Annotated in this window: 13 protein-coding genes; 5 read left to right on the top strand and 8 right to left on the bottom strand. The window is 39.4% G+C overall.

Annotated elements, in window-relative coordinates; all coding sequences use genetic code 11:
* Window positions 1-114 precede the first annotated feature (114 nt).
* Window positions 115-1,674, top strand: coding sequence for an FMN-binding glutamate synthase family protein (locus CSV76_RS13755; RefSeq protein WP_099625937.1), 1,560 nt, complete (start codon window positions 115-117; stop codon window positions 1,672-1,674).
* A gap of 40 nt (window positions 1,675-1,714) precedes the next feature.
* Here CSV76_RS13755 and CSV76_RS13750 read toward each other — a convergent pair whose 3' ends face one another.
* From CSV76_RS13750 to CSV76_RS13730, 5 genes are all read right to left on the bottom strand, one after another.
* Window positions 1,715-2,398 (bottom strand): C40 family peptidase, encoded by a 684-nt coding sequence (locus CSV76_RS13750; RefSeq protein WP_099625936.1) that lies wholly within the window; start codon window positions 2,396-2,398, stop codon window positions 1,715-1,717.
* Window positions 2,399-2,581: 183 nt separating this feature from the next.
* A complete protein-coding gene (locus CSV76_RS13745) occupies window positions 2,582-3,211 on the bottom strand; it encodes a YflT domain-containing protein (RefSeq protein WP_158232638.1) in 630 nt (209 codons plus the stop codon).
* A gap of 159 nt (window positions 3,212-3,370) precedes the next feature.
* On the bottom strand, window positions 3,371-5,740 hold the full coding sequence (locus tag CSV76_RS13740) for an S-layer homology domain-containing protein (RefSeq protein WP_099625935.1): 2,370 nt from the start codon (window positions 5,738-5,740) through the stop codon (window positions 3,371-3,373).
* A gap of 18 nt (window positions 5,741-5,758) precedes the next feature.
* Window positions 5,759-7,210 (bottom strand): S-layer homology domain-containing protein, encoded by a 1,452-nt coding sequence (locus CSV76_RS13735; protein ID WP_099625934.1) that lies wholly within the window; start codon window positions 7,208-7,210, stop codon window positions 5,759-5,761.
* Window positions 7,211-7,261: 51 nt separating this feature from the next.
* A complete protein-coding gene (locus CSV76_RS13730) occupies window positions 7,262-8,935 on the bottom strand; it encodes a hypothetical protein (RefSeq protein ID WP_099625933.1) in 1,674 nt (557 codons plus the stop codon).
* Between the two features lie 206 nt (window positions 8,936-9,141).
* On the opposite strand from CSV76_RS13730, the gene CSV76_RS13725 reads away from it, so the two are divergent.
* Window positions 9,142-9,555, top strand: coding sequence for a cation transporter dimerization domain-containing protein (locus CSV76_RS13725; RefSeq protein ID WP_085428322.1), 414 nt, complete (start codon window positions 9,142-9,144; stop codon window positions 9,553-9,555).
* A 200-nt stretch (window positions 9,556-9,755) separates the two neighbouring features.
* Here the strand turns inward: CSV76_RS13725 and CSV76_RS13720 are convergent, their stop codons facing one another.
* Window positions 9,756-11,138: a purine-cytosine permease family protein gene (locus CSV76_RS13720; protein ID WP_099625932.1), complete on the bottom strand. Its 1,383-nt coding sequence runs from the start codon at window positions 11,136-11,138 to the stop codon at window positions 9,756-9,758.
* 79 nt (window positions 11,139-11,217) lie between these two features.
* Complete coding sequence (locus CSV76_RS13715) at window positions 11,218-12,342, bottom strand: class II histone deacetylase (protein ID WP_085428324.1); 1,125 nt, start codon at window positions 12,340-12,342, stop codon at window positions 11,218-11,220.
* A gap of 393 nt (window positions 12,343-12,735) precedes the next feature.
* Between CSV76_RS13715 and CSV76_RS13710 the strand changes: the two genes are divergently transcribed.
* The 3 genes from CSV76_RS13710 to CSV76_RS13700 all read left to right on the top strand — a co-directional run bounded on the left by CSV76_RS13710 (window position 12,736) and on the right by CSV76_RS13700 (window position 14,068).
* Window positions 12,736-13,320 (top strand): TetR/AcrR family transcriptional regulator, encoded by a 585-nt coding sequence (locus CSV76_RS13710; protein WP_085428325.1) that lies wholly within the window; start codon window positions 12,736-12,738, stop codon window positions 13,318-13,320.
* Between the two features lie 84 nt (window positions 13,321-13,404).
* The gene (locus CSV76_RS13705; RefSeq protein WP_085428326.1) at window positions 13,405-13,791 is read left to right on the top strand and encodes a DMT family transporter; all 387 of its coding nucleotides are present in this window, start codon (window positions 13,405-13,407) and stop codon (window positions 13,789-13,791) included.
* Window positions 13,754-14,068: a DMT family transporter gene (locus CSV76_RS13700; protein ID WP_085428327.1), complete on the top strand. Its 315-nt coding sequence runs from the start codon at window positions 13,754-13,756 to the stop codon at window positions 14,066-14,068. The genes CSV76_RS13705 and CSV76_RS13700 overlap by 38 nt, the downstream gene beginning before the upstream one ends.
* A gap of 94 nt (window positions 14,069-14,162) precedes the next feature.
* Here the strand turns inward: CSV76_RS13700 and sda are convergent, their stop codons facing one another.
* Entirely contained in the window at window positions 14,163-14,300 is a 138-nt protein-coding gene (sda, locus tag CSV76_RS13695) for a sporulation histidine kinase inhibitor Sda (RefSeq protein ID WP_099625931.1), read from the bottom strand.
* Window positions 14,301-14,947 lie beyond the last annotated feature (647 nt).

Raw genomic sequence — 14,947 nt, 5'->3', positions numbered from 1 at the left:
GCAACATCAAGCCCTAATCCTTGGAGTTATTCAAGGATTAGGGCTTTTCTACGTTTAGTCAGCCACTTATCAAGGGTACAAGTAAAGTACAGATAATTAGGGAGGAGTGAGGCCATGAGTTGGTTAGAAGGTATTAATTTTACAACTTCGCTAGTAGTGCTCATCATATTAGCGATACCGATTAGCATTGGCATATTTCTATACTTTTTTGACCGTAGTCAAAAGCAACATGCGATTTTACGTAACTATCCGATTTTAGGTAGAGTGCGCTACATGTTTGAGAAGGCGGGTCCTGAGGTTAGACAGTATTTATTCAATGACGATAACAGCGGCAAACCGTTCAGCCGTGAAGAGTATTTACATATGGTGATGCCTGGCAAATATTTAAACAGTGTCATCGGTTTCGGTTCTAAACGGGATTTTCAGGAACCGGGTCATTATATTCGCAATGCGATGTTTACGAAGCAAAATGAAGAAATGCGTGTGGATAATGATAATCTATTGAGTACGATGCGCTATGAAGTCGACACGGATAATTTATTCTCGCGTAAAGAACATCGCGAAGAAGTAACAACATTACCTTGGCTATTACCTGAAGAAGACGCGATTGTACTAGGACCGAATTGTGAGAATCCATTTGTTGTGCGTAGCTTGCTTGGGCAGTCTGCCATGAGTTATGGAGCACTTGGCGATCATGCTATTACTGCACTTTCAAAAGGGATCGGGATGGCTAAAGGTGCTTGGATGAATACAGGGGAGGGGGGCGTATCCGATCATCACTTAGTTGGTGGAGCGGATATCGTTGCACAAATTGGTTCAGGTTTATTCGGATTCCGAACAGAAGATGGCCAGTTCGATATTGAAAAGGTGAAAGAAAAAGCAAGAATACCACAAATTAAAGCATTCGAAATCAAGTTGGCGCAAGGAGCGAAAATGCGCGGAGGACATGTTGAAGGGGAGAAGGTGACGGAAGAGATTGCGGCTATTCGTGGTGTGAAACCGTTTACTTCTATTAATAGTCCGAACCGCTTTAAACAGTTTCACGACTATCCGACGTTATTTTCTTTCATTGAGGATATCCGTCATGCGGGTGGTAAGCCTGTTGGTATTAAAGTAGTCATTGGTGGTAAGCAGGATGCAGAAGAATTAGCATCATATATAGCTGAAACCGGTATGGGTCCTGATTTTATCTCACTTGATGGAGCGGAAGGTGGATCAGGAGCAACTTATCAAGATTTAGCAGACAGTGTGGGCTTACCACTTCGTTCGTCTCTCATTCTACTTGATGATGCATTGCGTAAGTTTGAAGTGCGTGATCATGTAAAAATTATTGCTTCAGGTAAAATCATCACACCTGATAAAGCGGCCATCGCATTGGCTTTAGGGGCAGACTTAATACAAGTAGCACGTGGTTTCATGATTTCAGTAGGCTGTATCATGGCGGAACGATGTCATACGAATACATGCCCAGCTGGTGTTGCGACGACAGACAAAAGTTTACAGCGCGCTCTTGTTGTCGAAGAGAAGAAGTTCCGTGTGACGAACTACATTTTAACAATGAGAGAAGGATTATTTCGTGTAGCCGCGGCTGCTGGTCTAGATTCACCTACTAAATTCGAACGTCATCATGTGATTTATAAAGATGAGCGTGGCAAAATCCACTCTATCGAATAAAAAAACGACCTGATGAATTCTCATCGGGTCGTTTTGCTTATTATATTCTTCTGAAACTATTGAATTTAGATTTCCAGTATGGATTGTTCAAGTTGACAACTTCGGATTTCTTCCCGCCAGCATGAACAAATTTATTGTTACCAACATAAATACCTACATGCGAAATGCCTTTGCGGTATGTGTTATGGAAGAATACTAGATCTCCAGGTCTTGGTGATTTGATTTTTGAAGATTGTTTGAATTGCCCAGTTGTCGTTCTAGAAATAGACTTACCATTTTTCTTAAATGAATACTGAATGAATCCACTGCAGTCGAATCCTCTAGTTGAAGTGCCGCCGAAACGGTATGGAATTCCACGTAAATTCATTGCAGTTTTTACCACACCAGAACCTCCGCCCTTAGTAGGGGAAGCTGCTGCTACTGCTTTACCTGTAGATCTTTTCAACAGTGAACTAGACACATATCCTTTTTTACCGTTAATTTTCACCTTGTACCATAATTGCTTACCGACATATTTTTGATGTGTAAGTTGAACGCGAGTACCTTTTCGTAAAGTGAATACTCTTCTATGTTTTGTTCCTGCATCTGCACGGACGTTTGAATTATGTAACGTTATGTATGTACCGCTCTTTGCTGTTGCTTTACTAGCGGCATCGGCTGTTCCGCCTGTAAACCCCATAATCATGACTGACGCCATCAAAATTGAACACAAAAGCTTTTTCATGAATGACTCTCCTCCAGAATAATGTTTGTCGCTTTCTAGCTGCAAGTAATATCTTACACGACAGTTGAAGAGTGAAACATTACGTTCATATTAAGAAGGCATTACAGAAATGAAGTTTTGTAAAGGATTTGTAACAAAGCAAATAGCCCCCTTATATTTAAAGGAGGCTTGTCTTGAATATAATTAGTCTCTAGGAAATTCAGAAGGATCTTTTTCTGTAATTTGTTCGACACGTACTGCATCGTCCACTTCTGAAGTAAGATCATTCGTCTGAATAATAGGGTCTTGATTGTTTACAGACTGGACCTCTGGATGAGCGGCATTTTGCAAAGGCTCATACCCTCCGTAAGAAGGTTCAGAATTAATGTTTTCAATAAATGGATCTGCTGTTCTATTATGATTGTTAACAGGTTTAGTCGCACTAGGGGGTATTCCGTCTGTATTAAAAAGCTCATTTTTTGAATATACGCTGAATGCCCAGCCTTCATCCACATACAGCATCATGCCGCCATGCTGAACTTCTTCGTAGTAGCGGTCTACTTGAATCGTATCCATACCTATACCGTACATCATTTGTTTAATATGATTTTCACCGGTTAGGAAGTCCATAAAGCGGTCAGTCCACGTGTCGTATGCGGAGTACACATCCGCGCCTGTTCTACTGCGCAGCATGGATACATCGTTTTCATTTTTAGCGATAACATAAATGTTATCATCTAGATAACCTGTTTCTTTAAGTTCCTTGATCTTGTCTAGAAGGTCAGCATCGTTATAATATACACCAACAAATGTTTTGCTAATTAGTTCATCCATTGTATAGCCTCCTTCTTTATAGTTGCTATACATTACATACCCGTTTGGCGTTCTTCAAAAACATAGCAGACTTCGAGAATGTATTGAAGTGCAGAATAGTAATATGCTTTACATTAAAAAAATCGATCAAGAGTTAGATTCTCTTGATCGATTTTTGTATTATTCTATACGTACTTTCTGCTGTCCAATCTCTTTCCCATAGCTATCATATGCTATAAACGTTGCATCTGAACTTAATTGGAAGTCCTCTATTTCATACTGTTTTTTATTCAGCATATAAATCCCTTGTCTTCTATGTGTAAGTTCATAATCTAAGTTTCCGTCTTTTGAAGAGAATCGAACGATTACTTTGTTGATTGGGCCGCATGCAGTCAATAGTTCCGTTGACATACGGATGTCACTGGCTGTCAGTTTGACTGATGGAGATTGGAAAATGGACGCGCTGAGTGAACATGTTTCGATTGGTGTCCCACAATTAATTTCTTGTAAGATGGACTGATAGACAAGAGGTAGTTCGATACTATCTTTTATGAAGAAGTATTGACCACCTGTGTCACGAGCTATTTGCTCCAATAGCTCGGTGTCTAAGTTTTTTCCTAGGCCAATTGTGTAAATTTTGATGCCGAGTTCTTTCGCTCTTTCCACTTCTTTCAATATCGGTATTTTAGATGATTTGCCATCAGTTAAAAGAATAAGCGTTTTTGGCTGGGACAGTGTGAATTTACTGAAAGCGACTTTTAAACCATTTGCAATACTTGTACCGCCACTTTGTTTTACTCCAGGTGCCAAAGAGTCAATAACAGGTTTTGGTGCACCTTTGGCTAAAAACATACCGCTAGTGGTGAAGTGTGTAGCGATATTCATGTCTGCTTGTAAAGCTGTAATGAATTCCTCTGTTTTGGAAACACGCAAACGATCAGGATCATTCAGTTTCATACTACCTGAGGAATCTATTAGAAAACCGATTTCAGGTTTTTCATTCGTACACGTCATATCTGTAGTTAACGGAGGTGCATAAGAAACAGGTTCACTAAAGCTCTTTCCTAATATCGACAGCATCGCACTATCGGTAACTGAAGTATTTGCTATCGCTGTCGCAAAAATTTCATTCCGCATTAGAGTGGTCGGTGTTATGAAGGATGTATTCGCAACTCCATTACTGAACCTTATGAAAGAATTCTCAAAAGGCAAGCTGTAGAGGGAATCCAACTTTAAATAACCATTAAAGTCTGTAATGCGTGCTCCGCCTGGTCGTGCAAGTGTGGCAGTAATATAGGTAATCCCATTATTGAAACTCTTTCCCTCTTCAACTTTCAACTGAATTTCTGCTCTAGGTACATACGTAATGTTTTCTGAAGCTGTAGAAAGTGGGCAAGTTCCTACTTTACTTACAGGCGTAACAGTAATCGTATCCACTTTTTCAGAAGTTGTACGGGGGGCGATTACTTTTATCGTTACTTCAGGACCGTCTGAAATTGCATGTGGATACCAAGAGTTCGCAGCAGCGACTACAGCAGAAGCCGATGCCACTACAGTTTGGGCTTCTGCAAATTCACGGTCGGGATCTTCTGGATCCTGTGGCTTAAGTTCCGGTTTAGGCACAGGGTCAGGTGTTGGCGGAATTATTGGCTTATCTGACTGTTGAATAGGTGCATGCACTTCAATCCTTGCACCTTCTTTGGAAGTTACTTCGAATTCAAGTTCTTGTTCATAAGGAATCAGTTCGCCGTTACAATCACGGAATGTAAACGTAATGAACGTTTCATCTATGCCATTCGCAGTCAAAGTTGGTTTATCTATATCAACTGTTACGGTTCCTTGTGGTTTCCCCGTAGGATTGCCTGGAAGGGAAGGTTGATTAGGACGCTCGAATTCTATTTCATCTTCCTCCACGAACTTTAGAGGTTTTGCATATTGTGCATTGTCTTTACCGTTTGCTTTAGATGTGAGACCTTGCATATGCCGCCCTTGATCTTTGAACATGTTGTGCATGATATCGACGGCCTCAGCACGTGTTAGATTTCTCTTTGGTGCAAAGTCTTGGTAACCATTCTTACCTGTTAATCCATTGGCTAGATCATGTGTGTAAAGATAATACACTGCTTCTTGTGCAAACAAGTCTTTACCTTGATACGCAGCGAATATCTTCGCCGCATACGCTCGTTGTAAAGCGGAGTTTCTAGCAGTACCACTGTTTAATCCACGTAAGGGCAAGTGGTGTTTAGCCAAGTAACGATAATTCCCCATCGATTTATGTTCACCTTTTCTTGAAAGGAACGAATTGGGGGAGTTGAGGTCAAAGCGTACGAGCATCGTTACGAGTTGTGCTTCTGTAATAGCTTGTTCCGGCTTGAACGTCCCATTTGGATAACCGGATGTTAAACCGATTTCTGATGCCCATTCAATAGCATCCTTAGCCCAGTAGCGATCATTTACATCTGTAAAAGAAGTCTTTGCAGATGCTTGTTGCGGTAAAAGGGCAAATAGAACGAGCAGTAGACCCCATATATACGGATTGCGTGCTTTCAATAGAGTGGTCCTCCTTTCTTATTGGAAAAAGATATCGTCTCGATAATTTTGTTTCAAATCATTCTCCAAAAAATCAAGGAAACGAGAAGTTAGCAATGCTGCTTGCGCTCTAGTTAGAGGTTGCTTTGGATTGAAATAGTTTTGTTCATTACCTTTTACCAATCCAAGTTCAGTTGCTACATAGACACTGTCTTTTGCCCACGCAGAAATCTTATAGTCGTCGACATAATGTGTTTTGAATCCTGGACTTGGAGCTCGACCTTCCATCCCAAGGGCACGGACGAGAATAGCAATAGCTTGTACACGTGTGATAGGACTGTCAGGTTGGAATAAATCCGGTGTAACGCCAGTGATGATTCCTTGCTCCACTGCACTTTCGATATACATATAGTCTTGATCTTTTGTGGACAAATCTTTAAATATAGGAACGCGCGGAACTTTACTTTTTTTCGGCTCTTCCAAAACACGAAGATCGACTGCTTTTAAAATACCAGTAGTGTATTGATAACGCTGCATAGGTGTGTTTGGAGAGAAGAATTGAGAGTTCTCATCAAAAATACCGAGTGAATACAGTTTTTCAATCGAATCTTTTGCCTGATGTCGATCGAGGTCACGAAACTTTGGTACAATCAGGCGTTCAACTAATGGCAAGTTTTTCTTCTGTAATTCCATCTTACCTTTACCAATGCCAAATGGAATATTGTACGTATACTCACTTACCATATCGGATGAACTGATGACGGAGTGTCCACCTGTGAAGCTCGATATGGAAGGATCGAACGGTTCATATACCATGACTCGTGATTTGCTGTCAGACGATTTACTTGTAACAAAAGCAGAACCATTAGGTGTGATGATTTCCGAGTCCATCAATTGTGTCTCAGTAGCACCCCAAAAGTTCTTATAGCCCATATTACGCCCATTTAAATGAACAGTAATGATGTCTTCATTTTTGGTTGTACCGTCAACATATTTATAGATTTTTCGACCAACCATATTACCTGAATAAAAAGTGGAAGCGGGTAGGTTATCAGCAACCATTCCTTCTGAATATTGATAATCAGCAAGAGTATAGGTGTTTTTGCCAAAAGTTACTTTTTCAGAATAGCCTTTTACTTCAAACTGTGAAGTGGTTTGCCCTTTACCTTCGTGTTCATTAACATTGGCTACATAGTTCACGCTTCTTGTAAGTTTTGCATCTCGATACGTAGCATTTTCTTTATCACCAGACAATGTAAAACGATACGTGCGAGTAAGTGTATTTTTATTCGCTTTTTCCGTCACAACAGCTTTCCCGGTAAACGTAACGGGTTCACCTGTCAGGAAAAACACTTCGCTATACTCATATTCGTTCATGACACCACCGTTTACGTCAATTGGACTTGCTGATGCAGCAGTAGCATTCAGTGAAACGACTAGTAGAACAGAGAGGAATAGAATACTAGTACTTATTTTTGTAAAGAATTTCATGTATACAACACCTTCTTTTAGGCAGTAAGAGAATTCCCTCACTGCCTGATTTTAATCTACTAGAATGATTTTTCCTTTGACAACACTTTCAGCAATAATAAATAGTCTGTCGTTAATTTCTAAATCACTAGGTTGAATTACGACACCGTCTTTAATGAAAGTAGCTTGTTGAATATTCATTTCTTTAACTTCTGCTTGATCAGCCCATGCACCTTTCATCCATCTGCTTACATTACGCACACTGATTTTTGTAGGAGTGACCTTACCATACGGCGCAGGATCTAATTTAGATAAACGTCCAGCTAGTGTAATGTTGGCTGGGATCTTACTGCCATCTGTTAATTGAATAGCAGTCACTTGATTATCGTCAGAAATATAGAAGTATGCGTATCGGTTCATGTAGAATCGTAGATCCATTTGTGGAATAAGGGTAGTAAATTCTCCCTTATGTTCTTCCACCGCATACGTTTCATTATTGAAATTAAGATCTTTTTCCTTCATAGAAGACCAAACGTTGTTCTTTAGTTCGGATGCATCTGATAAGCGCAACTTATAACCGAGAACTCCAGAAATCTTACCGAAATAGATAGAGTGATCGGATAGATTGGGGCTGTTTAATCCATCATTACTAATATGTATGATGTTTGCGTACTGCGTTTTTATCGGACCGGACGCAGCTACAAAAGCTGTCCCGTAAGCACCTAATGATTCGGGTGAGACAAGGCGACCGTTACGGATCAAAATAGAACCGTCATGATAGCGGAAGCGCTGTGAGTCCATCAGTCTGATTTCTTTTGTTTTCCCATTAAAGCTTTGTAACGGTTCGTAAAAAGTTCGTTCTGCGTTCTTTTGTATAATGATACGTTCTACTTGCTCTTTGCCATTTTTATTTACTGTAGCTAAATAGACTTTCAAGTTTGCATACTTCCGCAACTGATTATGGGGAACGGGTTTGTTTTCAAAATAAATAGGTGTTTTTGTTGAATAATAATAGCTGGTAGTACTTTTAGGATTGTTTTCATACCAGTGCCAATTCTGGAATTTTGTTTCGTCACGAACAATAATTTTTCGATTGATTGGATCAATTTGGTGAAGAGTTCCTTTATATAAGCCTGCCACTTGAACACCAGGCTCTAAAATATCCAAAAGCGTAATATAGTTCGAATTATAGACCGAGAACTTTATATTTACGCGATCTCCTTCATATAAAGAGCTGCTAGTAGTTAGTTTGCCTTTCTTAAAGAACTGCGTTTCTGAATTAATATAAACATTTTTCACGCGTCCATCATCCAGTGTAATCGTCAAGCCTTTTCGATCTCGGTCCATATAGGTGACCATACCGCTATAAGCTTTAGCGTTTGGTTCAATAACAGCTCCTGGAGTATCCGTTTTAGCATGTAGAGTTTTAAAGTAGAGGTTTTGTATATCGGCTTCTACTTTCATACCTAACTTAAAGGCGTCGATTTTAACTGCTATCGTATCGACAGATAAGCGCGTGTACTTATCGACGGTATACGTTGCTGTGCGTCCTGCATCGTTTTTGATCGTGACGCTGCGTAATTCTTTCTTTGTAGTATCTTTATCTACTAGTACTTCCTCATAGTTCGCCTTGACAAATGTGCCGGTAATTCGTTCACTTGCTTCTGTTGAGTTTGCTGAACCAAAGAGGCATCCGATGATTATCGCAATGCTCCATGTATAAATAGCAAACCATCTCTTATTCACTATTTGTCCCACCTCCAAGATTTATCGCATCAATTCTATATCGGTTAAAGGATATAGAAATGAAGAAAAAAGACTCATATTCCCATCTAGTCTTTTCGCAATACAAGTGACTATAAGATACAACCCTATTATCGAATTCTTTGTCAACGTTTTACAAATATGATAGGATACACATTATAGTTAATAGAAGAAAGGGTCGGTTTATCATGAAAAAAAGACAGATGTTAGCGCCGCTGAGTCTATCACTTCTACTATTAGGAGCTTGTAATGCGGATACTGAAAAAGAAACAAATGTGGATAAAGAACAAACCGAACCAGCTAAAGATGTTGTTAAAGAACCAGTAGATAAATCTGATACAACAGCTAGTAATGATGAGTTAAAAGAGGAATTCGCCAAAGAAGAGGGCGTATCTGAAGTAAGTTTGATTATTACAGAAGATGCAGGTGGCTTTGTCTTGTTGGACTTTGAAGTAGCTGACGACATGAAAAAAGAAGATGCAGAAAAGGTTGTCAAAAAATACAACGAACGCCTTGAAAAAGAGTATCCAGAACATAGCATTGATATCCAAGCTCGTAAAAGCGGAGAAACCTTTGTGCAGGAAACGAAAGAAGTTAAATAATGAATATATGAATACCGTCCTATCTGAAGGGCGGTATTTTACATTTCAAAAATCCACAAATGTCGATAGTCCTGTTAAATATTGATAGAAATAAACACATTGCAAAGAAAAATCTCTGCAATGTGTTAAACTAGCTAATGCGTTCTGATAGGGCGCATATTCATGAGTAATCATCTGGCGCTGTACAGATGGTTACTTTTTTATTCTGCTGGATTAATTATTTGAATATCCGAATTTTGTCTAACAGCAACGGAATCCGTGATTTTTGTTGCAGTCGTATAGAATATGAATGCAATGACAATTCCAACGATCCATGCGATGTCTAGACCACCCAGTGCCTTGGAAAGGGGACCTTGATATATTTCAGTATTAATGAAAGGGACTTGGCAAAGGATGGTGAATAAATAGATACCCATCGTTTTATAATTCAGTTTCCCAAACACTCCGTCTTTCTTCATATACTCTTCACGATGGAACCGTCTTTTCAATACGTAGAAGTCCGTTAAATTAATAACGCTCCACGGGATGATAAAGAATAGTACAAAGCCAAGATAGATTTGGAAGTAGGACATGAAATCCTCTGCACCTGCAGTTGCGGCAAAAATAACGATCGTTCCGATAACCGCAGATACTATGACGCGTAAACGTCCGGAAGTCCGAAATGTCCAAAAGTTACTGGCGATAGATAACACGATTATACCTGCTCCATAGATGTTCAAGGAATTGATGACCAATACTCCTAATGAAAGTAAGATAACAATTACATAACCCATCACGCCCATGTCCTTGATTTCTGCCATAACATTCCCATTGACGACCATAGTTGCAATGGCTGCACCGATCAACATCAACCATGCAGAACTAAGAAAGCTTCCTCCAGCTGTATAGAAGAACGTTTTACGAGCGTCTTGTGAACGCATGAAACGTGAGTGATCGGATACATAAGGACCGTATGTGATCTGCCATGTAACGCAAATGGAAATAGCTAAGATAAATAATGTCCAGTTAAATGTACCTTGACTCAACAAGTTCATAGACAATTGACTGATGACTAATCCGGAAAGGACTATGAAAACGAGGGTATAGCCAATAGTGTAAAGCTTCATCGATTTTTGAATGATGTTTTGTCCGTAAATCGCAAGCAACACCATGGGAATCAGACTGACAATTACCGTGATATTGATATTAAAACCAAGTGTTTCTTCAATGCCTTGTGCAACCAATATAGTATTCATTGCACCATAACCCAAATACATCGTTAAAATGATAAGCATGGGCAAAATGACTCCAAAATAGCCAAATTGTGCACGGCTCTGCAATACTTGAGGAATTCCGAGCTTTGGTCCTTGTGCCGAATGCAGCCCCATGATGATAGCACCAATTGCATGTCCAATAAGGATTGCGAGTGCTGCCCACCAGAAACTTAGGCCGATAATGACAGCGAGTGCACCCGTAACGAGTGTAGTAGATACAGTACTTGCAGCGAACCAGGTGAAGAACAGCTCTTTTGGATTCCCCTTCCTTTCACTTTCAGGAATAAACTCGAAACCTACTTGTTCAATCGTCTTCTGCTTTGTACCCATTCAACCGCCTCCTTTGATAGTTGGTGAAATAGAAAATATGCATTAATTTATAGAATAAATAGAGAGATTATTAACTCATTTAATTATTGACGGTTGGACGAAGTGTTTTCCAATACTCTTGTTGAACATTAATCACTTCATCAATAGCTTCTTTCTGATTGGAATATAATTTATCAGGGTAGCCCTGTGTACCTGCTGCAAAAGGATCGGTAACATCTGTTTCAATTTGACTTAGGCGCTCAATGATTTTCAGTGTACAGAAGGGGACATATGCATTACTGTAGCCGCCCTCATGACAGAATACGATTTTACCGCCGCAATGTGCATTGGCTACACGTAACATAATATCCGTTAATTTGCCGAATCCATCAGCTGTCATCATCATGCGGCCGAGTGGATCGAACATACCTGGATCTTGGCCGGCAGAAATAATAATTAATTCAGGTTGAAATTCTGCTGCAATCGGTTCAATGATAGATTCGAATGCATGAACATATCCCGCATCGCCTGTTCCAGGGGGAAGTGGGATGTTGACGTTGTATCCACGGCCTTCTTCTATTCCAACATCTTCTTTTTGACCCGTGTTATTCGGGAAGCTTAAGTCTTGATGAATAGATAAGAAGAGAACATTTGAATCTTCATAGAATGCTTGCTCCGTTCCATTTCCGTGATGTACATCCCAATCGAGTACCAATACTCTTTTGAGACCATACTTTTCACGTGCGTACTTTGCGGCGATCGCTACATTATTGAAAATACAAAAGCCGATTCCTTTATCGCGTTCTGCGTGATGGCCAGGTGGTCGAGTCATTGCATAGACGTTATCTACTTCGCCTTCCATAACAGCATCTACTGCCCGCAACGCACCACCAGTAGATAATAGGGCGATTTCATAAGAACCTCTGCCTACGATTGCGTGGTCTCCTGCATCTCCACCAGTTGTGTCGCTTAAATGCTTCACTTTGGTTACATATTCAGGTGAGTGGAAAAATTCTATTTCATCTCTAGTGGCAGGACGTGGCTCGATTTGTTCCAGCTTCTTCATGAGTCCACAGCGTGAAAGCAAATTATTCACTCGTCTTTTAGTCTCGGGATGTTCCACGAATACATCGGTTTGCATATAACCACCTGATGGTAAATACAGTGTACCGCTACCGTTATCATGCCAAAAGTAGCTTTCATCGAAGATATATCCTGTTTTCATATAAATTCCCTCCAGATAAAATGATGTAGTGATTGAATAGTCATTTATGAATGATTATCAGTCATAAATAAGAATAATTAGAATACGGTAAGCGTTTTCATTTGAAAATCCAAGTAATTCGTTTCATGCTAGAATAACAAGTGACGACGAATTTATGTGATGTATGAATTGTGACGTATTCGTGACGTTCAATCTCTTGTGTACTCACATTAAATGAATATGAGTCATTTGTCAATGGTGTAAATAAATGTTTTTGAATTTTCCCTAAACTGTTTTATTTTGCAATGACAAGTCCAGGCGTCATAGTTAGGAGCGGTGATTCCACAATCATTTGTCAGAAAAGAATGATTGCGATACAATAATAGAATCTATAGATAGAGAGTGGGAAATTCATTGGGGAAAAAAACAGCGATTATACATTCAGCTATAGAAGTATTTCAAGAACAAGGAATTGAGAAGACCAAGATCTCTGATATCGTCAAGCGTGCAGGTATTGCGCAAGGTACATTTTATTTATATTTTCCATCGAAACTATCTCTTATGCCGGCAATTGCCGAAGTAATGGTAGCTAAAACGATGGACATAGTCAAACGAACAGTAAATGATCAGGATGCCTACCCAAAACAATTTGAGCAGATGGTAGATGCGATTTATGAAGTGAATAAAGAGTATTATGAGATATTAGCAGTCATATATTCCGGGCTCGCTTCAACAGAACATATCCGGGAGTGGGAGTCGGTCTATGCTCCATTTTATGAATGGATAAGCGAAAAGCTTGAAGCGGCAAAAAAAGAAGGGGCTGTCCGTCAATCGATCAAACCTGATCGGACGGCTAAAATCATTATCGGTCTAATTGAATCGACAGCAGAGCAAGTATTTCTTTATGCCCAACACGATGAAAGCGAAGCAGATCGTCAGAAAGAAGAAGTTCTTGATTTCATGTCCCATGCACTGCAATTTCAAAGAGTGAGAAGTTAACATAGTCAAATGTTAGCTTTTATGATAAAATGAATGACAGTCAGTCAAATAGATGAAATGAAGAAACTTGTAGGAGTGGATGATATGAATAAAGCATGGCTATATGTTGCTTTAACGAGCTTTTTTGAATTAGTATGGATTTTTGGATTTAACACAGCAACTCACTGGTGGCACTGGATTATCATAGTAGGTTTTATCTTTGTGGACTTTCATTACTTAACGAAAGCATGCGAAGGTTTGCCAACTGGGACCGTCTATGCGGTATTCGCTGGAATCGGTACAGTCGGTACATCTTTAATGGATGTCATGTTCTTCGGTGAACATATTAGTATAGGAAAGATTTTTTTCATCTTCATTCTAGTATTGGGCGTTGCAGGATTGAAGATAGCGGATGGACAGGATGAAAAGAAAGCGCTGAAAGGAGTGAAAGGCGATGGGTTGGATTCTAGTATTATTGGCAGCACTAAGTGAGTTTGCCGGTGTGATAGGGCTGAAGAAATTCAGTGAAAATAAGACATTGGGGAATGGGTTGTTATACTACGGAGGATTCGGTATCGCGTTCTTCTTTTTATATAACTCCTTTAAGTTTTTACAAGTCAGTACAGCGTATGCCGTGTGGATTGGTATAGGTACAGCAGGTGCGGTGCTCATCAACATGCTGTTCTTCGGGGAATCGAAGAGTACAGGTAGAGTGGTCAGTCTACTCCTGATTGTGTTTGGTGTAGTCGGGCTTAAAGCTTTATCATAAAATATGCCTCTTATATAGAAGAAGAGTAATTTACAGAATAAAAAAGGACGTGCCCAATTATAATGGGCATGTCCATTTTATTGTATCCGAAAGATTAGCTACTGAGTTTCATCGATTCTAAGGCACGTTTCCGTATCTCACGTTCTAACATTTGGATGAACTCCTGATTCAGTTGATACTTTTGAGCCTGCTGATACGAATAGAGCAACAATTGATCCGATAAATGTAGCACAGTAGAACCGCCTCCCTTTGGATGAATAGAATCTAATCAGTGTGCATACTTCTCTCTAGATGTTATCTATTACTTTACCAAAGGTTCTTTGAAAGAACAAGCGTTCGAATTATCCACAATGGGAGTGGGTAAGCTGTGGGTAATGTGTGAATTGTTTACAGAAACTGCTAAGATACGCGGTGGATAATGTGCATAGAGTTATAAACAAAAAGTAATTGTCGAAAGATGTCGAGCGAAACTTGACGTGGAACTATATGTTTTCTTTCAAATCATTGATAAAACAGCTGTTTTGCGAATAGAATAAATAGATTGTAGGAGGAATTCTACTAACCCTACTGATTACAGAAATTTAAACCAACAAAGCTACAATAAGTATTTACAACTCTAATTAAAAGTACAAGCATGGTTTTATTTGCAAATAATAGAAATCAATTTGTATTTCTCTTATCTAATGAAAGAAGCAAAATAAAAACAAAAATATTTTACAGTATTTCAATATGCAATATATCGCGCTATACTGCATGTGTAAGCGTATTCAGACGTTTTAAATTAGTCACAATTAACGAAAAACTTTAAAAATACGGTTGACCTTTATACACATACAAGATATGATTACAACAATCTAGTTCGCAGCTGTGAAAGTATTC

This window comes from Sporosarcina sp. P17b (genome assembly GCF_002743115.1).
Taxonomy (GTDB): domain Bacteria; phylum Bacillota; class Bacilli; order Bacillales_A; family Planococcaceae; genus Sporosarcina; species Sporosarcina ureae_C.
Note: the sequence above shows the minus strand (reverse complement) of the source record. Positions and strands in the feature narration are given on the sequence as shown.